Consider the following 23,364-nt stretch of genomic DNA (forward strand, 5'->3'; position numbering starts at 1 on the left):
ATGGTGGATGATCCTGTTGCACCGGGCAAGGTGCCCCAGCCAAAGGGCCTGGGGCTGAAAGGGCGGGGGATGCAGGTCGCGCTGGCGCTTTCTGTCACGCTGAATCTGATCGTCGCAGGCCTTGTGGGGGGCGCCATGCTGCGCGGTCCCCATGGCCCCGAGGGCAAGGACCGCGAGTTCAGCTTTGGCCCCTTTTCCGATGCGATGGAACCGGCAGAGCGCAAGGCGCTGCGCAAGGATATTTTGCAGCGCGCGCCCGGTCTGGGCCAGATGCGTCAAGAGATGCGGGCCAATATGGACAAGGTGGTGGCGGCACTGCGGGCAGAGCCATTTGATCCGGTGGCCCTGACCACCGTCATGGAGGCGCAGCAGGCCAGGCTGACGGGGCAGATCTCGGTCGGCAGTCAGGCGCTGCGCGACTTTCTTCTGACGATGGACACCGCACATCGCCACGCCTTTGCCGACCGGCTTGAAGACCGGCTGAAGCACAAGGACAAACATTAGGGCCATAAAGCCCGATGGTGTGGCAGGATCAGGCGGCGCTGCGAAAGACTGTGACGCGGTTGCGCCCGTGCGATTTGGCGTAAAGCAGCGCGCGGTCGGCATGCTCCACCACCTCGCGCGCCTGATCGACGGGCGCGCGCAGGGGGCAGGGCAGGCAGGCGGCGATGCCCACCGACACAGTGACCGGAATCGAATGCCCCTGAGGCACCGCAATCGGCAGCGCCTCGATCGAATGGCACAGCCGTTCGCCAATGGCGCGGGCATCGGCCAGACTGGCACCTGGCAGGATGGCCAGAAACTCTTCGCCCCCCATCCGGGCCAGCATATCGCCGCGCCGCAGGCTTTGGCCCATCCGCTCTGCCACCGCCACCAGAACGGCATCTCCTGCCGGGTGGCCCCAGTTGTCGTTCACCCGCTTGAACCGGTCGAGATCGACGACCAGAACCGCGAATCCCTTGCCGTCGCGCGCGCCGTCCTGCACCGCCGTCACCAACTGCTGGTCGATATAGCGGCGGTTATAAAGGCCGGTCAGCGGATCATGCGCAGCCAGCCGCAGGCTGTCTTGAACCGAGGCGCGCCGCCGGTCTGCCGCCTGTTTCTGGCCGATCAGCCGCGACAGGCGCAACGCGGTTTCCACCGCCGAGGTTTCGGGGCCGATCAGGGCATGGGCGCCCAGATCATAGGCCATTGATGCCAAAACCTGTGTGCCCGCCGATACCAGCAGCACGAATCTGGCGTGGCAGGTGGTTGCGCGGCTTTGCAGTTCCGACATCAGGCGCAGCCCCCCCCCCGCCTCTGGCAGATCAACCTCGATCACCACGGCGTCGGGGGCGTGTCCGGGGCGAGTCAGGCAAGCCAGTGCCTCGTCCGGGGGCAGCGCTGTGATGCGGTCGCGGCAATGGGCCGAAAGGTCCCGCTTCAGCCGCAGGGCGGTTTCGGGCCGGGCGGTGATCAGTGCAACCTGGCCCTGTGGCTGAAACGATGCGGGGCCTTCCCCCAACCCCTGAAGGTATTGCCCAGTCGGGTCAGCCACCGCCAGCGCGATATGGCGCATATGGCTACGGATCAGCGCTAACAGATGCTGGTCATCGACCGGCTTTGCCAAAACCTCATCCGCACCGGCGCGCAGATAATCGGCCCGCAGGCCAGGTGGCCCTTCATTCGCCATGATAACGACGGGCAGTTGCGCGGTGGCCGCCCGCGCCCGCAGCGCGCCGATCAGCGCAAGCCCGTCGCGCGCCGACAGGTCGATCACCACCAGATCGGGCGTCGAGGTGCGCAACAGACCCAGCGCAATTGCCGTATCGGATGCCACGACAGGATCATAACCGGCGGCAGCCAGCTTTGCCTTCAGGACAATGCGATTCGTCGGCGCATCGTCAACAATGAGGAGTCGTCCCGTCATAAGGCCTTCGTCCGCTCCTTTGGCGCTACCTTCGACTTTGAGTGAAAAGTGGTTAAGAATTCATTTCCGAAATTCGTGCGAAAAGGGGCATGTCATGCACCACTGCGTGATCTGGCTGGGGATAAGTTGATGAATGAGCGGGAGTCTGCCGAAATTGTTGCCTTGCAGGCATTGGGATGGCTGGTGTCGGACAGTGAAATGATCGGGGCCTTTCTGGGGGCGACGGGGCTGGCGCAGGGGGACATTGCCGCCCTTACGCGCGATCCGGTCTTTCTGGCGGGGGTGGTCGATTTTTGCCTGGAAAGCGACGATCGGGTGCTGACTTGCGCGGTGGCCCTTGGGGTGCGCCCCGAAGCGATTGCCCAGGCCCGCCGCGCCTTGCCAGGCGGCGGCGATCCGCACTGGACGTGACCCGGTGGCCGCGCCATGATCTGGCGCGAACAGGAGGGGCCAGATGATTGACGCGGTGATTTTCGACAAGGACGGCACGCTTTTCGATTTTCGCGCCAGTTGGGGGGCCTGGACCGAGGCGCTGATCGGTGCGCTGGTCGCACGCGGTGCAGACGCCGCGCGGCTGGAGCATCTTTTGGGCTTTGACCGCCGCTACCGCGTGTTTCGCCCCGACAGCGCGGTGATCGCCCAGACCACGCCAGAAATTGCTGATCTGGTGCATTCCGCAGTTACGGACCTGCCGATTGCAGAGCTGAACGACCTGATGAACCGGCTGGCGGCAGAGGCACCGATGCAGCCCGCCGTGCCCTTGCGCACCGTGTTGCAGGGCCTGCGCGACCGCGGGCTTTCGCTGGGCCTTGCCACCAATGACACCGAAGTTCCGGCGCGGGCGCATCTGGATGGGGCGGGGGTGCTGGACCTGTTCGACTTTGTTGCCGGGTGCGATTCCGGCTGGGGCGGCAAGCCCGCGCCGGGGCAGCTTTTGGCGTTTTCCACTGCGGTCGGCGTGCCGCCTGAGCGGGCTGTTATGGTGGGTGACAGCTTGCATGACATTGCGGCAGGCAAGGCTGCGGGCATGGCGACGGTGGCAGTTCTGACGGGCATTGCCGAAGCGCAGGAACTGTCACCGCATGCGGATGTGGTGCTGCCCGACATTGCCTCACTGGGCGCATGGATCGACGCACGCCGGGCAATCTGACGTGATGGCGATCAAAAACGACAGAAATTGGTCGGAAAATCGGTAAGCGCCCGCGCGCGCTTTGCGCCATGCTTTGGCAAGCCCGCCCGAACAGGGCCGAAGACGGGGGCAAGCCCGAAGATGGAGATCAAGATGACCGATGATGCAGCCACCCGCAAGCGCCGCGCCGGGGGGCGGGCGGGCAACAAGGTTCGCGCCGGAACCTCGGTTATCGACCAGATGCCGTGGCGTCTGCCGGTCAACTCTGACCGCCCGATTGAACCGATGGACGAAGACGGTGTGCAGGCGATCCATCGCGGCACCATGCGGATTCTGAAAGACATCGGCATCGAGTTTCTGAACCCCGAAGCGGTGGCCCATCTTAAAAAGGCGGGCTGCAAAGTGGACGGCACGAATGTCCGCATGAGCGAAGACTTCGTGATGGAAATGCTGGCCCGCGCGCCCGAGACCTTTACCCTGACCCCGCGCAACCCCGAGCGCGAGCTGATCATGGGCGGCAAATACATGCTGTTTGGCAATGTCTCGTCGCCACCCAACGCCTGGGATCTGGAGCGCGGCAAGCGATCAGGCGATTTTGAGACCTACAAGGAATTCATCAAGCTGACGCAGTATTTCAACTGCATCCATTTCGCGGGCGGCTATCCGGTGGAGCCGGTGGATATTCACCCCTCGGTCCGCCACCTTGACTGCCTTTATGAAAAGCTGGTGCTGACGGACAAGGTGGTTCACGCCTATTCGCTGGGGGCCGAGCGGGTCGAGGATGTGATGGAGATGGTCAAGATCGCCGGCGGTCTGACCGAAGAGGAGTTTCAGGCGAAGCCGAGGATGTACACCAACATCAACTCTGTCTCGCCACTGAAACACGACTATCCGATGCTGGATGGCGCGATGCGTCTGGCCAAGCGCGGCCAGCCGGTGGTGGTGACGCCCTTCACGCTGGCAGGGGCGATGGCGCCGGTCACCATGGCGGGGGCGGTGACCCTGTCGCTGGCCGAAGCGCTGGCGGCAATTGCGCTGCTGCAATATATCGCGCCGGGGTGCCCGGTGGCGATTGGCACCTTTACATCGAACGTCGATATGAAATCGGGCGCGCCGGCCTTTGGTACGCCGGAATACATGCGCGCGACGCAGATGACCGGGCAGATGGTGCGCCATTACAAGGTGCCGATGCGGTCCTCGGGGGTTTGCGCGTCGAACGTGCCCGATGCCCAAGGCATGTGGGAAACCATGAACAGCCTGTGGGCCGCCGTGCAGTCGCGCACAAACATGGTGTATCATGCGGCGGGCTGGCTGGAGGGCGGGCTGATCGCGTCGCCCGAGAAATTCGTGATGGATTGCGAAGTGTTGCAGATGATCCAGCGGTATATGGAGCCCGCCGTCTGGGCCACGACGGATGATGACATTGCCATTGATGCGATCCGCGAAGTGGGGGCAGGCGGCCATTACTTTGGCGTTCAGCACACGCAGGACCGCTATCAGACGGCCTTTTATCAGCCCTTCCTCGCCGATTGGCGCAATTATGAGGCGTGGCAGGCAGACGGCGCGGTCTGGACGACCGAACGCGCGCATCGCCTGTATAAGCAGATCCTGGCCGAGTTCGAGGCCCCGGCGATGAACGGCGACCATCAGGAAGAGCTGCGCCAGTTCGTGGCGCGCAGGAAACAGGAAGGCGGCGCGCCGACCGATTTCTAAGCGCAGGCCGGGGGCTTGCCCCCGGACCCCCAGGATACTTGGGCCAGTATGAAAGCCGCAGGAAAAGCCGGTCAGGCCTTGGCGCTGCGGCGGGCGGTCCTTTCCAGAAGATGAATGGCCAGCCCGGCCAAAAGGCCCCAGAACGCGGCGCCGATGCCGAAAGCTGCAACGCCAGACGCGGTAATGGTGGTTGTGACGGTGGCGGCAAAGCGGGTTTCCGGTGTGGCGAAAGCGCCGGTCAGCGCCCCGGTCAGCGGCCCAAGCAGGGCAAGCGCAACCAGTGCTGTCATCAGAGCCGGTGGCAATGCGGCCAGCAGCGGCAGGATGACCGGCCCCAGCAGGCCAAGGCATAGCCAGACCCCGGCATAGGCCAGCCCCACCTTCCAACGCTGGCTGCGGTCGGGGTGGGTGTCATCGCCAAGGCAGATGGCGGCGGTTATTGCGGCCATGCTGACGGTATGCGCGCCGAACAGGCCGGTGACCGCGCTGAGTGTGCCGGTGGTGATCAGCGCGGGGCGCACAGGCGGTTCATATCCGGCGGCGCGCAGGGTGGCAAAGCCGGGCAGGTTCTGCGAGGCCATGGTGACCAGATAAAGCGGCAGGCCAAGGCCCAGCAGCGCATCGGGCCGGAAGGCGGGCGCGATGAAGGTCAGCGTTGGCAGGGGCAGCGACAGGGCGGGCAGGTTCGCGCCGCCGGTGGCGAAAGCCAGCACCAGCCCGGTTGCCAAAGCTGCCAGCACCGCCAGCGCCGGATTTTTCAGCCGCACCAGCAGAAAGACAGCGATCATCGGAAAGATGATGGCGGGCAGGCTTTGCGCTGCCGCAGCCCCTTTCAGGCAGAAGGGCAGCAACACCCCCGCCAGCATGGCGGCGGCGATTCCATCGGGAATGAGGGCGACAAGTCGGCCCAGCGGCCGGATCAGCCCTGTCAGCGCAATCAGCACGCCCGCCAGGACAAAGGCGCCTACCGCCTCGGCCATGGTAATGCCGCTGGTGGCTGCAATCAGCGCGGCACCCGGCGTTGACCAGGCCAGCACAACCGGCACCCGCGCCCGCCATGACAACAGCGCCGATCCGACCGCTTTGGCCAGACAGATGGCAAAGACCCAGCTGGCGGTTTGTGCGGGCGTTGCCCCGACTGCCGCCGCCGCCGACAGCACCAGCGCGATGGTTGACCCATAGCCGACCAGCGCCGCGACCAGCGCGGATGAGAAGAGAGAAAGGCGCATGTTATCTCCGGCACGGGTCGTTGCCCGGACTATCGGGGTGCGACAGGCGGGATGCAAGCCGGGTCAAGCGCGGGCTGGCCGAAGGGGGAGGGCGCGGCGGTCTCAGGGAGGAGGAGGAGACCGCCGCATATCAGACCGGCCCAGGGAGGAGGAGGGGCCGACCGATCCGTGTTGCGCACCCGTCATGGGGCACGACTGCCGGGCCTTGCGGCCCGAGAAACCTGTGCGGCGACCCAGGGAGGAGGAGGGGTCACCGCAGGTCCGACGCGCCCAGAGAGGAGGAGGGGCGCCTCGGCCATCTGGCCCTCCAGGGAGGAGGAGGGAGGGCCGGAAGAGGGTGCGGCGGTCTCAGGGAGGAGGAGGAGACCGCCGCGTATCCGAGCGGCCCAGGGAGGAGGAGAGGGCCGGTCGAAGTCTATAAAAAGGCGGCGACATCAGGGAGGAGGAGAGATGTCGCCGCGCCTTGCCGAAGGGTCCAGGGAGGAGGAGAGGACCCTCGCCAAAGATCTTATTTGCCGTAGGCAGCCTCACGGGCGACCATGGTGATCACCGAGCGCGAGATGCCCAGATCGCTGAGGTCACGGTCGGACAGCGACCGCAGCTCACGCAGGGTTTGTTCGTAAACGCGGCGGCGCTGAAGGGCGGCGCGCAGCACGTTGAGGGTGGCAGCCAAGCGGTCGCTGAGCGAAACGCTGACGGCGCGGGTGGAGTTAGCATATGCCATGTTACAGCCTCATCTTCTTCTTGGGAGCGTCTGGCCCATTCCTTAGGCTCCTTTTGTTAGCCCAAACATGGGCCATTTGCTGCAACTGCACAATAACCCCTGTTGTCAATGCCGCCATGCGGCGAGCGCATGGCTGAGTGTCTTGAATAGTTCAATGAGTGTCACGGGTTAGCTGAAGAAATGGGCGGTTTGCGAATTGCGGGGCCGACGGGGGCTTGCACTTGGGCACAAAGCGGCGAAACCTGCGCGAAACATGACTGGAGTATGAAGAATGGCTGTTTCGCGCGAAGAGGTTCTGGCGGTGATCGACAGAATCGCCTGCCCCGGAGGCGGCACCCTGATCTCGCGCGATCTGGTGCGCGCCTTGCAGGTTGAGGGCGGCACGGTGCGATTCGTGATCGAGGCGGCCAGCGCCGAAGAGGCCCGCAGCCTTGGCCCGGTGCAGGTGGCGGTTGAGGCGGCCTTGCGCGCGCTGCCCGGCGTGGCTGCGGTTCAGGCGGTGATGACGGCGCATGGCCCTGCTGCCAAGGCGGCCCCGCCCACGCTGAAGATCGGCCAGCACCCCACGCCACAGCAGGGCGGGGCGCAGCGGTTGGCGGGGGTGGACCGGATCATCGCCATCGGCTCGGGCAAGGGGGGCGTGGGCAAATCGACTGTCTCGTCGAACCTTGCGGTGGCGCTGGCGAAACAGGGGCGGCGCGTGGGCCTGCTGGATGCCGATATCTATGGCCCCAGCCAGCCGCGCATGATGGGGGTTTCCAAGCGTCCGGCCAGCCCGGATGGCAAGATCATCGAACCGCTGGTGGCCCATGGCGTCACCATGATGTCGCTGGGCCTGATGCTGAAAGAGGATGAGGCGGTCATCTGGCGCGGCCCGATGCTGATGGGTGCCTTGCAACAACTGCTGACCCAGGTGGCCTGGGGCAAACTGGATGTGCTGCTGATCGACCTGCCGCCCGGCACGGGCGATGTGCAACTGACGCTGTGCCAGCGCACGCAACTGACCGGGGCGATTGTGGTCTCGACCCCGCAGGACGTGGCGCTGCTGGATGCGAGAAAGGCGCTGGATATGTTTTCCAAGCTGAAAACCCCGGTGCTGGGGCTGATTGAAAACATGTCCACCTATGTCTGCCCCAACTGCGGGCATGAGGAACATCTGTTCGGCCATGGTGGCGTGGCGGCCGAGGCCAAGCGGCTGGACCTGCCGTTCCTGGCCGAAATTCCGCTGTCGCTGGATGTGCGGCTGGCGGGCGATGCCGGAACGCCAGTGGCTGTGGGCGAGGGGCCGGTGGCCGACGCCTATGCCCGACTGGCGCAGCGGCTGGTGGATGGCGGGATGGCGTGAGGGGGTTTTGCGTGCAGAGCACGGATCCTACTGGGCAGGAGGCTATTGGAATGGTGCGTGATTTCACGCATCATTCCACGCAGCATCACACCGCGTAGTAATCCCGATACCATTCCACGAACCGCTTCACCCCTTCGCGGAACGGGGTTTGCGGCGCGTAGCCGGTCAGAGATTTCAGCAGGCCCGCGTCGGCCCAAGTGGCCGGAACATCGCCCGCCTGCATGGGCATGTAATTGCGAATGGCCTTGCGCCCGGTTTCCTGTTCAATCGCGTCGATGAAATCCATCAGGCGCACCTTGTCGGAATTGCCGATGTTGACCACGCGATAGGGCGCGGCGGGGGAAAGGCTGTCGCCTTCTGCCACTGGGCCATCGGGCACAGCGGGGGGCGTGTCGATCAGCAGGCGGATGCCGCGCACCAGATCTTCGACATAGGTAAAGTCGCGCCACATATCGCCGTGGTTATAAATGTCGATCGGCGTGCCTTCCAGAATGCCCTTGGTAAACTTGAACAGCGCCATATCGGGGCGGCCCCAGGGGCCATAGACCGTGAAAAAGCGAAACATGGTGACCGGCAGGCCATAGATATGCGCCCAGGAATGGCCCATCGCCTCATTGGCCTTTTTCGTCGCGGCATAGATCGTCAGCGGGGTGTCGGCCTTGTCCGTCTCGCGGAAGGGCATGGCTTCATTCGCGCCGTAGACAGAGCTGGTCGAAGCCATCAACAGGTGGCGCACCTTGTGATCGCGCGCCAGCTCCATCACGTTGAAGGTGCCGGTGATGTTGGTCTCAATATAGGCGCGCGGGTTTTCAAGGCTGTAGCGCACCCCCGCCTGCCCGGCGAGGTGGACGATCACATCCGGTTTTGCCGCATCCATGGCACGGGCCAGCGCCTCGCGGTCCTCCAGCAGCGCCTCGGTCGTGGTGAAGGCCTCATTCTGGCGCAGCATGGCGTGGCGGCGCTGCTTCAGCCGCACGTCATAGTAATCGGACATCCCGTCATAGCCATGCACGCGGAACCCTTCGGCCAAGAGAAGCCGCGCAAGGTGAAAGCCGATGAAGCCGGCGGTTCCGGTGATGAAGATGGTTTCTTTGCCCATGCCGCCCTCGACCTTGTTTTCCAAGGTGTTAGCCGGTTTGAACAATCCTGACCAGAGGGGAGGGGCGCATTGGAGGCGGGTATCGGAATCGAACCGATCTACATGGATTTGCAATCCAGCGCATAGCCTGCCTGCCCACCCGCCTCGAATGTCTGGCTGAAATAGGGGAAAGCGTCAGGGGGGGCAAGGGGCTTGTCGCAGGATTTCGCGCCCGAAATGCAAAACGGGCCCCGAAGGACCCGTCTGGCAATTGGAGCGGGCGAAGGGATTCGAACCCTCGACCCTAACCTTGGCAAGGTTATGCTCTACCCCTGAGCTACGCCCGCACTCCGTGTGCGGCGTGATAGCGGGGCCGGGGGCGAAGGGCAAGGGCCGTCGTGCGGGATTTTTGATGGGGCGGCCGGAAATGCAAAAGGGCACCCGAAGGTGCCCTTTCAGCGATCCGATTGGAGCGGGCGAAGGGATTCGAACCCTCGACCCTAACCTTGGCAAGGTTATGCTCTACCCCTGAGCTACGCCCGCACCGTTCGGATGGCGGGGAGATAAGGGCTATGCCGCGCGCTTGCAAGGGGAAAATGAAACGGGCCGCGCAATTTCCTGCGCGGCCCCGATTATTTCACATTTCCAGTGTGTTGGCTGTCAGGAGGCTTTGACCGACTGCGCCGCCGCCAGCACCGCATTGGCGATATAATCCAGTTCCGCCTCGGTCAGACGGGTCGGCAGGCGCACGTCGCAGGCCCGCATCAGCATGGCGCGGGTTTGCGGCAGTTCGGGCTGCGGCCCCAGAAACTCCCAGTTCCAGAAGGCACGGGCGTTGCCTTCGGTCAGGCCAAAAATCTGCACGGTGACGCCGCGCTTTTTCGCCTCGGCCTGAAAGCGATAGGCCTCGGCATCGGTCCAGTCGCCGGCGAGGTTGAACTGGATCGAATCCGGCGCGCGTTCTTCGGGGGGCAGGGCGGGCGGCACGGTCAGGAAGGGGCTGGTGTTCAGCTGGTCCGCCACCCGGTCATGGCCCGCGCGGCCCTTGGCGACGCGGCTTGCCACCTCGGGCAGTTGGGGCCGGATGACGGCCGCCGACAGGTTCTGCATCCGCATGTTGTAAAGCGGCAGCTTGTTTTGCCACAGCATATAGCTGTTCTGCATGCCGGGATGCTTCTTCCAGTTCGACTCGTAAGCGCCCGACATGATCACGCAGCGCGCGGCCAGTTCTGGGTCATCGGTGATCAGGATGCCGCCTTCGCCCGCATTGACCAGCTTGTAGGACTGGAAGGAAAAGCAGCCGATCTTGCCGATGGTGCCGATGTTGCGGCCATGCCATTTGGTGCCCAGCGAATGCGCCGCATCCTCGACCACCGGAATGTCGCGGGCATCGCACAGCGCCATGATTGCATCCATGTCGCTGGTATGGCCGCGCATATGGCTGATCATCACGGCCTGCGCATCGTCCAGCTTGGCCGCGAAATCCGCCATGTCCACGCGGTAATTGTCGCCCACCTCAACCAGAACCGGCACGCAATCGGCATGCACAACGGCAGAAGGCACCGCGGCAAAGGTAAAGGCCGGGATCAGCACTTTGGCCCCGCGCGGCAGGTCCAGCGCCTTGAGCGACAGGAACAGCGCCGCCGAACAGGATGCCACCGCCAGCGCATAGCGCGCGCCCAAAAGGTCGGCGAATTCCTGCTCCAGCAGAGCCACCGGCGCGCCTTCGGGTGCGGTATAGCGAAACAGGTCGCCAGAGGTCAGCAACCGCTCGATTTCCGAGCGCGCAGCCTCAGGGATCGGTTCGGACTGATGCACATCGGGGGCAAGGGTTTGCGGGGTAAGCAGTTGGCCGTCAGGTGCCATGTGAAGGATTCCTGAAACTGATCTTCAGGAAATCTTTAAACTCCAGATGCGCAACAGACCAGTGACAATCCTCTGTCGCAGGCGGGATATCGCTGAAATCTTTTCTACGGGCCTGTTGGGGCAGCCTGTCTGCCCGTGCTTTTCGGTGTGGGTTTCTGGCTGAGCTTTTGGCAGCCCATGGGCATTGCGGATGATTTGCGCTAGACAAAGGCCGTCCCATTCTTGCCCGTTGCTGTCTTGCGATAGGGTGAGCCGGGAAGAATTGGCCGAAACGGCCCGGAATGAGCAAAGTCCTATGCCTGACACCATGGTGAACAAGATCGAAGCATCAGGCCACCATGGCAGCCACAGACTATCGGTCGCCCCGATGATGGATTGGGCGTCAATATTCAGAAATAGTTATATTTTTCAGATAATTACGCCCATTGAAGTCTTCAATGTATGACAATTTTAGTCCCAAACGATCTGCGTCCCGGCACCGGGTGGGCCGAGCTGAGAGTTGGCTCACTTTAGCAAAACCAGTCAGGCATTCTCGCTCTTACAAATCCATCTTGTAGTTCAATCGCTGACACAAAGATTCTAGACGCCGCCTGTCGGCATCGCTGGACGAAAGGTTTCGAAGTGCGCGAATAACTACCTTAAGCTGATTATTTGCAAAATTCTTTCCTGCTTCTTCTGCGAACTGGATTCCTATTTCGAAGCTCCGTATCTGAGAAAAAGCGCTCTCAAGCGATAACGCGCCCACTGCCCCACGATTTCCATCAAGCCAGCGTAGAACCTCAACTATGCGAGACTCTTCACCTTGTCCGAGCAATTGTCGAAAAATGGCGCCGCGCACCCTGCTATGGACTTTCGCATTTAAAAAGTATGCGGCATTATTTGATGGCCAATCTGATTTTGTAATGCGGGCGGCTATCCGCTCCGCGGAGTCCTGATCGCAGTCGAATCGAGCAAATGAAAGAAACTCAATTCTTTCCCGTGCATCCGTGAGCTCGTCTAAGGCGTTCTCTATGGCGGCAGGATGAATTGATCTATTTCGAGATATTTGAGTTGTATTCTCTTTGAGGTTAAATCCCCTCTTGCCGGTGATCCAGTAAGAATCGAGAGTCTTTGTGGCTGAAACTTTCGAAATCATGTCGCCCACGGAGAGCCCAAACGTTGAAAGATATACTCCATTCAAAACTTCCGCTGTGCCCGGTGTGATGGGGAATCCTAGTGATCCTGCTAGGTCGAATAGAGATAGGAAAAACGGAAGATTGCTCGGGTTGGCCCAGTCTTCTAGGTTTTTCAATACTCTATTAAAGTACGTATCTTCGAATCCAGAGGTGCCGGATGGCTTCCCCTTGATGGGGAACATCATGGCGGATTTTAGTGCGTCAAATGAAAGAGTGCGCTTTCCGTCCATGCTGAATATTGGAGGGGCTGCTCCTCCGTGTTTTTCAATAAAAGCATAAACCTGATCGTAAGATAATCTCTGAATCGTTCTACGCCTTTCACGCTGCGCTGTCTCGCGTGCGGCGATTTCGAAACGTTTTCGCTGGCTTGGTGTGAGTATGGCCTTGGAAAAGATGGCAGATTTTCCCAGAAGCTTCGTTATATCCTCTTGGGTCAGATCAATGCTTTCAAGGTCTATTCTGAAGAGGATGCGATCCTCTGAAATGCCAGTCGCGTTCGAGGCAATTTCTACCAACTCCGATATATTTTTTGCTTCACTATCTAATATCAGGTCAACCGTCTGAAGAGCCTTGATCAACGATAGGTATTGTTGTGTCACAGATCGTCATCTCCGCATATGGGTCATCTATTAGATTTCCGACTGAAAGGTTTTCCTGAAGTATCGCCTCTCGAAGAACCTGCCTGGCGACCGCTAGTTTCTCTTTATTCCTGGATCTATTAATGAAAGATTTCTGTCTATCTTCGTCCTTAAATTCTATATCGTATATGTCGATATCTTCACGTAAGCATCTGACTTCAATCCTTGAGACTGGTGTCATAGCGTTCGCATCGTCGCGCGCTTTGCGTTCGGCGCTTCTTTTGTCAACAATTGTGAGTCGGGGATCTGCTTCATGGTCAAAAACCGGTCCAATAATTCTTCCATTGGGGCGGATACTCCCATTTAAATTCCAAGCCTCGTATCCCTCTGAAGAAAAGGTGAATTGCTCAGAGAATGGGCTCATTTTTTGCACGGATTTTAACACCTTTGAGGTATCGCTATTGTGACTCAGGCCAGCTTCCGCGCCGATGTTTGGCTTTGGGCCAAGTGAAAGGGTTCCGGAAATGCTACGATGCTTCTTCTCTTCACTGTGATTTGTTAACTCTATCTCGGTAAGGGGTTTTGGACGCTTGACCGAGTTGCGATCTACGCTGAACCCATCAATTGGCTTCAGAAAGACAATTTGGCATTTTTTTACAGCAATCTTAAAAATGACAGATGGCTCCGCGCCGCCTCCCAGTCGTTCCTCGGTGAAGGCCACGTGTGCGTGAAGCGTGTATCTATCATTTTGATGCTTATCCCTTATATACCAAGCATCTACGATCACCAGACTTTTCAGCGATCGATGTGTGTTGTTCGTTTCTGAGCCCTGACCCAAGCTACCTCCGAAATCAGTCCAATGCGCAGTGACATGGTTCTGATCTTTGACAAGATAGGTATGTTTTGTCTAGAAGGCCTGAGCTAGGTGTTGGCAGGAAGCGATTTGCTGTGCGTTGCGTAACGGCTGATAAGCTGTTGCTACACCGGCGGCAGCTCGCACTGCACCCGTGTGCGCCAGCCCTGACTGTCCATCTGGTGCTGCACCTCGGCAATCAGCCATTCCCGATCGACGCCGGGGCGGAAGCCTGACAGGATAAGGCGGCCTTCTGCCATCAGGTCGGCACGGCCGGGCAGGTCAACATCCATCTGTTGCGACTTGCGATAGGCTTCCTTGGCGGCTGCATCTGCGGCGGCCGTGGCGGTTTCCTTGCTGGTGTAGGTGGTCTGCACCTTCCGCGTCGTGGTGACCTGGGCCAGCAGCTTGTCGCCATAGCTGCCATCGCCGCCCGTGGCCGATGGCGATTCCATTTCGACTTCTTCGGTCGTGTTGGTCTTCAGGTTGCGATACTTGGTCACGACCTTCTTGACCGCCTCGGGGCGCTTGACGGCCAGCGTCCAGCGCGACACCTGTGGCGGGCGCAGCGACACCGTGGGTATCTTCTGCCCGCTGGCCGATGTGCTTTCCCCGGCCTTCACCATCACCAGCTTGCCGCCGCCCGGCTTGAAGATCAGGCCATTGTCGCGCGCCATGCGGGACAGCAGGGCCATATCGCTTTCGTCTATCTGGTCGAGGTGCCCCGGTTTCACCTTTCCCGCCTCGGCCGACACGGCGGCCTGCATCCCGTCTTCCTTGGCGATCTTGGCGACGATGGCCGAAACGGTCAGCCCATCGGGCCAGCTGCGGGTCTTGGCGTCGTTGATCGGGGCCTTGCCGCCGTTGGTGCCGCCAAAGGGCGAGGAATAGCCGCGGATGGTCACCTGATCAGGCGGGCCGGATGCGCCGATCTCTTCGGCCACATAAAGCCCGACGACCTGCGCGGAAAAGCCATAGCCCAGCGCCACCTCAATCTCGGCCCCGGTCTTGGGCAGTTCCAGCTTGCCGAAGGGGCCACCATCCGCCAGCACGATACTGACCGTATCGCTTTGCACCCCGGCCGTGTCGGTCAACTGCATCGACACCAGCCGCTGGCGAAAGATGGCCGACATATCGGTGCCGTCCACCGTCACGCGAACGGCGGGCGCCCAGTCCATCATCCCCATAGCCGCACCGTTTCCGTCTCGGCGGGTTCGGCGGCGTCTGGCACGGCCACCAGCAGGCCCGCGGGCAGGCTGGGGCCGTGATCGGCAAGGCCAGGGTTCGCCTCAAGCAACAGCTCGGTCAGGCGGTTGTTCTGGCGGCCATAGACCTGCCACGCGATCCGGTCGGCGGTGTCGCCGTCCTTAGAACGATAGAAGCGCACGAAGACCTCCCAAGCCTGCATCGAACCGGGTCAAGCTCAGGTCGAATTCTTGCCGCAGGGGCGCACCGCGGGCGGCAAAGACGCTTTGGCGCTCACCGATCGAGGTGATGACCCACAGGCCCCAGATCTTGCCCAGCCCGTCGATCAGGGGCAGGGGCAGGGCGGCGGTGGCAAGGGTGCGCATCCGGTCGATGTTCTTGACGCTGCCAGTGAATGTGGGGAAGACGACGCCCTGCAAGGTCACGTTGTCGGCGCCGATGCCGGTGTATTGCAGGGCATCGTTTGTGCCGATCCGCTCTTGCCGCGCCCAGCGCCATTCGCTGTTGCGGCTCAATTCCTGATAGGCGGCGCGGCGCAGGCCGAACTTCAGCGTGCCCAGGCGCATCATCACATCAGCCATTACCGTCTCCCACTGTCATGCAGCGCCCCGGAACTGGCGTTCTGAAAGACTTCGCGGATCTTGTCGGCGATCAGGGCCGCGACCTGCTTGGCGTCCAGACCCGGCGCGTTCACGGTGATACCGCCGACATTCATCGTCGTGGCGGTGTTGCCCGGCTGATAACCCGTCGTGCCCCCGCGCGTGCCCAGCCCCCGGCCGCTGCGGCCGTTGGCGTTCGGATGTAGCCGGGCGCGGTCGATGGCGGCCTGTTCGCTGTCGCGCGAAGCGGTGGCGCTATCGACCGGCGCCGAGTCCCAAAGGTCGCGCGTCCACCAGCTACTGCGCCGGTCATAGCCCTTGCTTTCCGCATAGCGGATGCCACCTTCGGCAAGTCCCCATCCGATTGCTGCGCCCGCCAATCCCTTCTTGAGAAGGGCGCCTATTCCGGTGCCTTTGGCCGCACCCATCGCGCCTGAAGCGGCTGTGGCGGCGGCGCCCGCCGCCGTCCAAGCCGTTCCGATGCCGGTGATTGCCTTGACCAGAAGAGCGACGCTCCACAGGACGCGACCAATGGCAAAGATCGTCGGGGCCATGAATGCGGTGGTGACGACAATGCCCAGGTTCTGCCAACCGCCGACGAACTCGGCAATCTGGGGGATGGCATTGGCGATTGCGGCGCCGACGGTCACGATGCCTTCACCGAAGGCGATGATGTGACCCACGTTCCGCTCAAACCACCGGCCGATGCTTTGGGCGGCCGCCTCGATCTGGGGCCGATGGGTCACGACGAATTCGGTAAAGCTGTTCAGCATGTCTGTCACGACAGGCATCAGAACTGACCCGATGGTGTATTTCAGGCCGGTCAGGGCGAACTTGCTGCGGTTCAAGGCATCGTCAAATTGGCCCGCCGCCGCCACGGTCTTTTCGTCCAGGATGATGCCCAGCGCCGCGGCTTCCTTTCGGAAGGCCTGGATGCCATCGGCCCCATCTGCGGCCATCAACACCAAGTCCTTGCCAGCGTCACCGAACAGCTGCATGGCAAAGGCGGCGCGGGCGGTCTGGTTTGGCACGCGCGAAAGGGCCTCGGCCAGCGCCTCGAACTGTTGATCGGGTGACAGCTTGATCAGCTTCTTGGCGCTGATGCCCAGCGCGTCCAGCGCCTTCTTGGCCTTGCCTTGGCCGCGGGCGGCAAGGCCGATGTTCTTCGTCATGGACACAAGGCCCGAGTCGAAGGTCTGTTGTTCAACCCCGGCCATCTGGGCGGCATAGCGCAGCTCTTGCAGGGCCGTGGTGCCAATGCCTATGGCGGCGGCGGTTTCGCCCACCTCGTCGCCTACATCGGCCACCTGCTTGACCATCAGGCCCAGCCCGACGGTGACGATGCCCTGCGCGCCGAAATACATGGCCAGCATCCGCCCTTGGCGAACGACCGTGCCCAGCGCGCCGCCAAGGGCGCCTGCGGTGTTCACCGAAGCGTCGCGGATTGCCAGCAGCCGCTGTTCCTTGCCGCGCAGGTGGTCAAGTTCCTGGCCCAGTTTCTGGTATTCGCGGGTCAGTTCATCGACAGGCTTCTTCTGCCGTTCAAGGATCGACCGTTGCTTGTCCAGTTCGCGCTGGCGTTTGACGATGCGGCTGATCTCGGTATCGACCTTGCCCAGCGAACCCGCCAAGCCGCCAAACGCCTTCTTGATCGACCCGGAAATGGCCGCGCCGATCGTGATCGTGGCGTTGAGCTTCTGGTTAGCCATCTTTCGGCAATCCTTCGATCCACCACAGCAGGCGGCGAATGGTCATTCTGGATATTTCGGCCTCTGCCCAGCCGGTATGCGACGCCAAGGCGAGAACGCCGTGGCGCAGCGCGTCGGGGCTTAGTCGGTAAAAAACCGGAAGCCGTCCTGCAACCGACCATAGTTGCGCATGGTCAGGCTCCGCATGTCCTCGGGCGATAGGTTGCACAGATTGCCAAACAGGTTGACCTCGGCCTTGGCCTCGTCGTTCTTCGCCTGCGCGGCGGCCACCATCTGATCGCCCACGGTCGGCTCGCGCATCAGCACGGCGCTGGTGCTGGCCCCGTCAATCTTGATCGGGGTTGCCAGCTTGACGGTCACGGTGCCGTCGCCATTGTCGATGATATGATCTTTCGCCATGGTCACAGCCCCATCGCCGCGCGCTGCGCTGCCAGCCGGTCCTTGCCGCCCACGATGCGGATCATGTTGATCACGTCGATTTCGTGGGTGACGCGGCCGTCCAGGGTTTCCTTGTAATAGTGCAGGCTCATGTTGATGGTCAGCGGGGCCATCTGGCCCGGCTTCCACTCGCCCCGGTCAAAGCCGATGATCTTGCCGCGCATGTGCTGGACGACGGCCTTGACGGTGCCGTCATAGCTTTCGATGGCGCCGCGCACGGTGAAGGGCACGTCCGACCCTTCGGCCACGCCAAACAGCGCCAGCACCTCGTAGTCGTATTTCGACAGGACGAAGCTGGTGGTCAGGCCTTCCATGCCCATGTCCAGGTCGATCGGGGCATCCATGCCACCGTTGCGCATAGCTTCGGTGGTCAGGGTGATCGCGGGCGGGTTGTAGGACTGCACCTCACCGGCATAGCCCCGGCCATCCACGAAGGCGGCGAAGTTCTTCAGAATGTCGCGGGCGGCCATTACGCGAATACCTCCTCGATATAGTCGGTCGTCAGCATGGACCGGAAGGTGATGTGTTCCGCCGGATAGGGCGGGGTGAAGTCGAAGTTGAAGAAGATCTTGCCCTGCGCGATGTTCGCGGGGGTGTTCAGATCAGGGTCAGCCCAGCACTTGCCGCCGATCAGCGCACCTTGGGCCACCAGCGACCGCAGATAGGCGTTCACGCCTTCGGTCACGTCCTCCACATAGGTCTTCGTGATCGGCCGGTCCACGGCCCACAGGTGGGCGCGTTGCAGGCTGTCGTTCAGAATGTCGGCCGTGCGGCGCACGCACAGGAAGGCCCATTTGTCATCGCTGGACAGGGTGCGGTTGCCCCAAAGGCGATAGCCGTCTTCGCGGATGATCGTGGCGATCTTGGCTTCGTTCAGCAGGTTCGCGCGCGCGGCCGCATCGCCCATGCGGAAGTCGATAGCGCGGGACGTGCCCACGATGCCATTCAGTTCCTGGTTGGAAGGCGACCACCAGAAGCCCCGGTCGTTGTCGATCTTGGCAATCAGGCCAGCGACGCGCGCCGAAGCCGGTTCCGACACGATGCCTGAAGCGCGCTGAACCTTGACCCACGGGTCAACCACAAAGACGCGGGCGCTGCCAAAGTCACCGGCATAGGTGATTGCGGCGGCGTCGGTCGTGTTCGGGCCATCTGCGATGATCACGGCGCGCAGGCGCTCGGCAATCCCGACCAGCTCGGAAACCACGGAATTCGCGGCGCCGGTGCGCTGGTGGGTGAAGCCGGGCGCGCAGATGATGCGGGGCGACAGGCCAAGGGCACTTTCGGCACCAAGCAGGGCATGGACGCCCTGATATTGGCCGGTGCCAGCGTCAACGCCGCCGATGATGTTGGCCAGCGTGGCGGCGTCGTTCGCGCCGACCGCGACCCGAACCACGACGACAACCGCGCCGATCTGGTCAAGGATACCGTCCAGCGCGGCGGGCAGGGTGCCTGCCAGGTTGCCGACTCCATCCAGCTTGGCTGCTTCAGCACGCGACCCGGCAATCAGAACGGGCACGTTCACCGGGAAGGGTTCATCCACGCCGCCAGTCAGCAGCTGCGCGGCCGAAGCAGCCACAACGCCCGCGCCGGTGCTGGGCGCGATGGCCGCAACCGCCACAAGCGCATTCGCCGGGGCGTTGCCCGCGATGGCAGCGGCGATCTGGGCGGCGGTCGAGGTGATGGCCGACCCGGCGCTGGTGGCAAGGTTCACCACGATGGCGTTGCCGGTCACGACCACGCCCAGCGCGGCGTTGGCCGCACCGGGGTTGACGAAGGCGACGCTGATCGCATTGCCCAGCGCGCCCACCAGCTTCGACGTGAAGCGCAGGGCGGTGTTGGCGGCCGTGGTGCCAAGTTCCAGCGTGGCCTTGGTATCGGGAAGAGCATCAGGGGCGGTGCCGACAATGCCGATGACGCCCGACCGCACCGTGCGGATCGAACGTGCCCCGGTGTCGATTTCGACCACCTCGACGCCATGCAAGAACTGTTCGGGCATTGCGAAACCTCATGATGCGTTTGGGGGCATCTTGCCCCTTGGGTGCTTGCTGTTCCTCTGGCGCTATTCCGGCCTCACGGCGGCGGGCAGCGTGGCAAGGAAGGCGGGGATGCTCTCAGGCGCGGGCTGCGTTCCCGCCTCGATCTCGGCAAGGGCGGCAATCGCGGCCAGCCAGACCTGATCCCGCCACGCGATGAAGGCCACCGCCTCGGCTGCCCATTGGGGCACGGTGCTAGACACATACCCCGCGATATGGGCCGCGCCGTTGTAGCCCCATTCGCGGGCGACGGCTTCGACATTGGCGTCGATGGCCATGCGATAGTCGTTCATGGTCGGCGGCGCAGGCGGTTCGGGCGGTTCCTCGGTCAGAGGTTCCAAGCTGTAACCATCAGCATTCGACCACCCGGCATGGGCGGGCGAAACAGACACGCCGCCCGGCAGGTCGAACCATCCACCTTCAGGCACAACCTGGATGAAAACACTATTCAGAAGCAGCTTGAGCATCGCGCACCTAGTTATTGAATGGCCAAGAGATTTTGCGCTGGAACATCAGCGTTCCGGCATTGGTGACGGTGTAGGTCAGGGGGCTGGCCGACATGGCTTCGTCATAGCCGACGACCGCGCCCGGCCCGCCGCTCAGGCGGGTCATTTCGTTGACGTTGGTGATCGCGCCCTCTTGGGTCGTGATGAAATAGCCGACCGTTGCCGCGCCCACGGCCGAAGTGATTGCCGCCGTGTTGGAAGCCCCCAGTACCAGGCCGTTGATCGCATCGCGCACGCCGGTCAGGGTAAAGACGCCCAGCGTGTCGATCGTCGGCCAACCGGGCAGGGCCAGCGTAATGGTGGCCCCGGTCGGGATTCGCTTGGCGAAAATCGCGCCCCGGTGGTTATCGTTGTTGGCGTTGGAATAGTCCTGCACCAGCTGCGTCATGGCCACGCCATCGACCGTGGGCGCGGCCCAGGCCGACGATCCATCTTCGTAACCGAAGTGCGCCGCGACGACGATCAGCCAGCGATCTTCGCCGGGGTTGCCCACCGTGATCGCACCGGCGGCGGTGGCCCGAAGGGTCAGGGCACCCTTCAGGAACTGCGCCGGTCGTGGGGCTGGCATCAGGGGAAAGGTCATTGGCAGGCCTGCACGACGGCCAGAACAAGACCGTTCTGCTTGATGATGCTGACCATGAAGGCTTGGGCGTTTGTCGTGGTGAAGGCATCGCCATAGACCTTCGTGAAGCCGGACATAGTGATAGCCCCGGCCGTCGCCCCGTTGGTCACAAGGACCGTCATTGTATAGTCGCCCGCCCGGTTCGGGGCGGCCAGGGTGAAGGCGGCATTGTTGGTGATGTGCCGCATGTTCCCGGTCGTGGCCGCCAGCGGGTCGGGGCGATAGGTGGCGGCCGCAGCGGGCGTGCCATCGTTGACCGATGCAGAGGTGACCCCAGCGGCGGTGGCAGCACCGGCAAGGGCCGTAGTGCCGTTCAGCGTCGTGTTGCCGGAAAGGGTCTTGTTCCCGGCGATGGTTTCGGCGTTGCCGTTCTCGACCGGCGACCGCCACGCGCTCCAAACGCTGGCAACCTTTGCGCGGAAGAAAAGGCCAAGGCCGGTCGAGGTGCCGCGCAGGCCGAACTGAATGGCGGCGGTGCCGCTCACCTCTGCGTGCAGCACCAGATCGCCTGCCGCCAGACCGGCAAAGCCGTTGGTGGCTGCACCCGTCACCTGCACGATCTTACGGCCAGTCAGCGCATTCAGGTCACCCGCGTAAAGGGCGGCAGGCGATGCCAGCAGGTCGGTGACGACTATGCCAGCAACATCGGCCAGCAAATCGTCAACCTGCGCCTTCAGCCAAGCGGTGCGCCGGGCGAGTTGAAGGTGCGGAATGTTCGACATGCCCGCGCCAGTCAGGGGGTTTGGCACCCCACCAACAACAGGATCGGTGGTTTCGATCTGGTAAATGTCCGCGTCATAGGTGGCGGTTTCTGCCAAGCTGGCCATCAGGCAACCCCATATGTGTATGTGCCATCGTGCGCGATCTGCGCATTCTCAAGGTTCAGGGCCTCGGTGAAGTCGAGGGCCTTCAGGTGCGAACGGACGGGGGCGACGGCGCCGACGACGCGGCGCACCTGATCTGCTTGGGCGATCGAGATCGGCCGCGAAAGGACCAGCCGATATTCGGCCCAATGGTCCGGTTCCAGATAGTCGATCGACCCATCATGCAGGAAAGTGCCGTCGTAATAGCGTCGGCCATAGCGCTCTTGCAGAGTGGCATCGCCAAGGCCTGCGGCGGCCACCGCCCGCTTTACGGCTGCGACCGTGCCTTTGTGCCGGTGAATATCAACCGACGCCGCGATGGTTGCGCGCTTGGCGTCCTCGCTCCACGACGAATCCCATTCATCCACGCCCAGCGCCCATGCCAGCCATGGCAACAGGTAGGTCGGGCAGGTTTCCGGGTTCCAAAGCGTGCGGGCGACGATCGGGATTTCGCCTATCCGCGCCGTGGCCAGATCAAGCGCCACCTCGGCCTCTGTTGCGTTGCTGGGCAGCAGGGTTTCACTCACCGATGCCTCCATCGGTCAGGGTGATCGAGGTGCAGAAGCTGGCCTGCGTGGCACCGATTGCGATATTGGCGACGGGCGCGGTCAGATCGACCCGCATGACGCCAGGCTGATGCAGGGCGGCATAGATGCCCGACAGGGTTACATCGCGTCCGATGCGGTGCTGCGCCTCTGCATAGGCCTCAATGGCGGCCTGCGCGGATGCCAGCACGACGGCCTGATCCGGGCCGGTGAAGAAGGTAAGGGTGGCGGCCACGCTGTAGTTCACGATCCCGGCCGATGCGACGACGACATGATCGCAAAGGGGCCGCACATCTTCGTCGTCCAGAGCTGCAAGGACGGTTGCCAGGAGAGGTGCCGCCGCCGTGCCGTTCCCGGTTCTGGACAGGACCGACACCAGAACATCGCCGGGGCTGGGGCTGGATGCGTTGGCGTCCAGCACGTCGCCGGAAGCGGTCAGGGCGTGGTAGATGTATGCACCGCGCGGGCCTGCGGTGCTGTATCCCTCAAGCGAAAGCTGGGTGCGGCGGCGCAGGGCATCGTCGGTTTCATAGGTCGGCGGGATGGGCGGCACGGCCAAAGCGTCGCCCGGATCGACCACCAGACGCACCACACCGAACAGGGCGGCCAGATTGTCCAGATCAGCGCCCAGCGCATAGGGCAGCATGACGGCGCGCGCGGCTTCGTTCGCCCTCTGGCGCAGGATCACTTCGCGGAAGGCTGCAACCTCAAGGATCTTGTAGGCCGGGTCACTCTCGACAAGCGCGCTGAACTCGGGCGCCCGCGCGACCAGATCGGCCAGCATGGCCGCAAGGATGGTTTCATAGTCGATTGTTTCGACCACATCGGGCGCGGCCAGCAGCGACAGGTCGATCGCGGTAAAGTTGCCAGCCATCAAGTCACCTCTATTCCGTCCACGGTGATCGGCTCACCTGTCGGGGTGTAAAGCCCCTGAAGGCCGATCACGACGCGGCCCGGTTCTGCGCTTTCGATCGTCACCTGTTGCACCTCGACGCGGGGTTCCCAGATGGCGATGGCGATTGCCGTCTCGGCATACAGGTCCACGATGGTTTCGCGGGTCAGCGGCGCGTCGATCAGGGCCGGGATTTCCGACCCATAATCGCGGCGCATGACGCGGGTGCCTTTGCGCGTGGTCAGTATGTCGCGGATGGACTGGCGCAGATGCGCTGTCCCGCTCAAAGGCTTTCCGGTGGTGGCACTGGTTCCTATCATGGGCGAAGGATGCCCGCGGGTGCGCCGGGTTT

25 protein-coding genes and 3 tRNA genes are annotated in these 23,364 nt (G+C 62.6%); 5 read left to right on the forward strand and 23 right to left on the reverse strand.

The annotated features are described in order from the left end of the window. Nucleotides 1-504, forward strand: a complete 504-nt coding sequence (locus JI744_RS14430) for a periplasmic heavy metal sensor (protein ID WP_202661839.1) — start codon at nt 1-3, stop codon at nt 502-504. A 28-nt stretch (nt 505-532) separates the two neighbouring features. Here the strand turns inward: JI744_RS14430 and JI744_RS14435 are convergent, their stop codons facing one another. Then, nucleotides 533-1,909 (reverse strand): diguanylate cyclase, encoded by a 1,377-nt coding sequence (locus JI744_RS14435; protein ID WP_202661840.1) that lies wholly within the window; start codon nt 1,907-1,909, stop codon nt 533-535. Nucleotides 1,910-2,038: 129 nt separating this feature from the next. On the opposite strand from JI744_RS14435, the gene JI744_RS14440 reads away from it, so the two are divergent. From JI744_RS14440 to JI744_RS14450, 3 genes are all read left to right on the forward strand, one after another. Next, nucleotides 2,039-2,320: a DUF3572 domain-containing protein gene (locus JI744_RS14440; protein ID WP_202661841.1), complete on the forward strand. Its 282-nt coding sequence runs from the start codon at nt 2,039-2,041 to the stop codon at nt 2,318-2,320. A gap of 43 nt (nt 2,321-2,363) precedes the next feature. Next, nucleotides 2,364-3,059, forward strand: a complete 696-nt coding sequence (locus tag JI744_RS14445; protein WP_202661842.1) for an HAD family hydrolase — start codon at nt 2,364-2,366, stop codon at nt 3,057-3,059. A 132-nt stretch (nt 3,060-3,191) separates the two neighbouring features. After that, complete coding sequence (locus JI744_RS14450; RefSeq protein WP_202661843.1) at nt 3,192-4,751, forward strand: trimethylamine methyltransferase family protein; 1,560 nt, start codon at nt 3,192-3,194, stop codon at nt 4,749-4,751. Nucleotides 4,752-4,822: 71 nt separating this feature from the next. Here JI744_RS14450 and JI744_RS14455 read toward each other — a convergent pair whose 3' ends face one another. Continuing rightward, nucleotides 4,823-5,980 carry a benzoate/H(+) symporter BenE family transporter gene (locus tag JI744_RS14455; RefSeq protein WP_202661844.1) on the reverse strand — a complete coding sequence of 386 codons (1,158 nt, stop codon included), beginning with the start codon at nt 5,978-5,980 and terminating at the stop codon, nt 4,823-4,825. 508 nt (nt 5,981-6,488) lie between these two features. After that, entirely contained in the window at nt 6,489-6,704 is a 216-nt protein-coding gene (locus JI744_RS14460; protein ID WP_202661845.1) for a DUF1127 domain-containing protein, read from the reverse strand. 271 nt (nt 6,705-6,975) lie between these two features. Here JI744_RS14460 and JI744_RS14465 point away from each other — a divergent pair, with 271 nt between their 5' ends. Beyond that, nucleotides 6,976-8,049 (forward strand): Mrp/NBP35 family ATP-binding protein, encoded by a 1,074-nt coding sequence (locus tag JI744_RS14465; RefSeq protein ID WP_202661846.1) that lies wholly within the window; start codon nt 6,976-6,978, stop codon nt 8,047-8,049. Nucleotides 8,050-8,134: 85 nt separating this feature from the next. Here the strand turns inward: JI744_RS14465 and JI744_RS14470 are convergent, their stop codons facing one another. The 20 genes from JI744_RS14470 to JI744_RS14565 all read right to left on the reverse strand — a co-directional run bounded on the left by JI744_RS14470 (nt 8,135) and on the right by JI744_RS14565 (nt 23,332). After that, a complete protein-coding gene (locus tag JI744_RS14470; protein WP_202661847.1) occupies nt 8,135-9,148 on the reverse strand; it encodes an SDR family NAD(P)-dependent oxidoreductase in 1,014 nt (337 codons plus the stop codon). Between the two features lie 70 nt (nt 9,149-9,218). Further along, a tRNA-Cys gene (locus JI744_RS14475) sits at nt 9,219-9,292 on the reverse strand. A gap of 107 nt (nt 9,293-9,399) precedes the next feature. After that, a tRNA-Gly gene (locus tag JI744_RS14480) sits at nt 9,400-9,474 on the reverse strand. A gap of 121 nt (nt 9,475-9,595) precedes the next feature. Continuing rightward, nucleotides 9,596-9,670: transfer RNA gene (locus JI744_RS14485), tRNA-Gly, on the reverse strand. A gap of 117 nt (nt 9,671-9,787) precedes the next feature. Next, nucleotides 9,788-10,993: a DegT/DnrJ/EryC1/StrS family aminotransferase gene (locus tag JI744_RS14490; protein WP_202661848.1), complete on the reverse strand. Its 1,206-nt coding sequence runs from the start codon at nt 10,991-10,993 to the stop codon at nt 9,788-9,790. A 538-nt stretch (nt 10,994-11,531) separates the two neighbouring features. After that, nucleotides 11,532-12,746, reverse strand: a complete 1,215-nt coding sequence (locus JI744_RS14495) for a hypothetical protein (RefSeq protein WP_202661849.1) — start codon at nt 12,744-12,746, stop codon at nt 11,532-11,534. Further along, on the reverse strand, nt 12,721-13,467 hold the full coding sequence (locus JI744_RS14500; protein ID WP_202661850.1) for a hypothetical protein: 747 nt from the start codon (nt 13,465-13,467) through the stop codon (nt 12,721-12,723). Before JI744_RS14500 ends, JI744_RS14495 begins: the two co-directional genes overlap by 26 nt. A gap of 257 nt (nt 13,468-13,724) precedes the next feature. Then, nucleotides 13,725-14,777 (reverse strand): phage late control D family protein, encoded by a 1,053-nt coding sequence (locus tag JI744_RS14505; RefSeq protein WP_202661851.1) that lies wholly within the window; start codon nt 14,775-14,777, stop codon nt 13,725-13,727. Continuing rightward, a complete protein-coding gene (locus JI744_RS14510) occupies nt 14,777-14,986 on the reverse strand; it encodes a tail protein X (protein ID WP_407927598.1) in 210 nt (69 codons plus the stop codon). Before JI744_RS14510 ends, JI744_RS14505 begins: the two co-directional genes overlap by 1 nt. Continuing rightward, a complete protein-coding gene (locus JI744_RS14515) occupies nt 14,967-15,386 on the reverse strand; it encodes a phage tail protein (protein WP_202661853.1) in 420 nt (139 codons plus the stop codon). Before JI744_RS14515 ends, JI744_RS14510 begins: the two co-directional genes overlap by 20 nt. After that, entirely contained in the window at nt 15,386-17,113 is a 1,728-nt protein-coding gene (locus JI744_RS14520) for a hypothetical protein (protein ID WP_202661854.1), read from the reverse strand. The genes JI744_RS14515 and JI744_RS14520 overlap by 1 nt, the downstream gene beginning before the upstream one ends. 120 nt (nt 17,114-17,233) lie before the next feature. Continuing rightward, nucleotides 17,234-17,512 (reverse strand): phage tail assembly protein, encoded by a 279-nt coding sequence (locus tag JI744_RS14525; protein ID WP_202661855.1) that lies wholly within the window; start codon nt 17,510-17,512, stop codon nt 17,234-17,236. A 2-nt stretch (nt 17,513-17,514) separates the two neighbouring features. Further along, nucleotides 17,515-18,021, reverse strand: coding sequence for a phage major tail tube protein (locus tag JI744_RS14530; RefSeq protein ID WP_202661856.1), 507 nt, complete (start codon nt 18,019-18,021; stop codon nt 17,515-17,517). Continuing rightward, on the reverse strand, nt 18,021-19,547 hold the full coding sequence (locus JI744_RS14535) for a phage tail sheath subtilisin-like domain-containing protein (RefSeq protein WP_202661857.1): 1,527 nt from the start codon (nt 19,545-19,547) through the stop codon (nt 18,021-18,023). The genes JI744_RS14530 and JI744_RS14535 overlap by 1 nt, the downstream gene beginning before the upstream one ends. Nucleotides 19,548-19,610: 63 nt before the next feature. Continuing rightward, the gene (locus JI744_RS14540; RefSeq protein WP_202661858.1) at nt 19,611-20,051 is read right to left on the reverse strand and encodes a hypothetical protein; all 441 of its coding nucleotides are present in this window, start codon (nt 20,049-20,051) and stop codon (nt 19,611-19,613) included. Between the two features lie 7 nt (nt 20,052-20,058). Further along, complete coding sequence (locus tag JI744_RS14545; RefSeq protein ID WP_202661859.1) at nt 20,059-20,673, reverse strand: hypothetical protein; 615 nt, start codon at nt 20,671-20,673, stop codon at nt 20,059-20,061. Then, a complete protein-coding gene (locus tag JI744_RS14550) occupies nt 20,670-21,539 on the reverse strand; it encodes a hypothetical protein (protein WP_202661860.1) in 870 nt (289 codons plus the stop codon). Before JI744_RS14550 ends, JI744_RS14545 begins: the two co-directional genes overlap by 4 nt. Further along, nucleotides 21,539-22,102, reverse strand: coding sequence for a phage tail protein I (locus JI744_RS14555; protein WP_202661861.1), 564 nt, complete (start codon nt 22,100-22,102; stop codon nt 21,539-21,541). Before JI744_RS14555 ends, JI744_RS14550 begins: the two co-directional genes overlap by 1 nt. Next, nucleotides 22,095-22,994: a baseplate assembly protein gene (locus JI744_RS14560; protein WP_202661862.1), complete on the reverse strand. Its 900-nt coding sequence runs from the start codon at nt 22,992-22,994 to the stop codon at nt 22,095-22,097. Before JI744_RS14560 ends, JI744_RS14555 begins: the two co-directional genes overlap by 8 nt. After that, nucleotides 22,994-23,332: a GPW/gp25 family protein gene (locus JI744_RS14565; RefSeq protein WP_202661863.1), complete on the reverse strand. Its 339-nt coding sequence runs from the start codon at nt 23,330-23,332 to the stop codon at nt 22,994-22,996. The genes JI744_RS14560 and JI744_RS14565 overlap by 1 nt, the downstream gene beginning before the upstream one ends. Nucleotides 23,333-23,364: the final 32 nt, after the last annotated feature.

Source organism: Fuscibacter oryzae (genome assembly GCF_016765795.1).
GTDB classification, from domain to species: domain Bacteria; phylum Pseudomonadota; class Alphaproteobacteria; order Rhodobacterales; family Rhodobacteraceae; genus Fuscibacter; species Fuscibacter oryzae.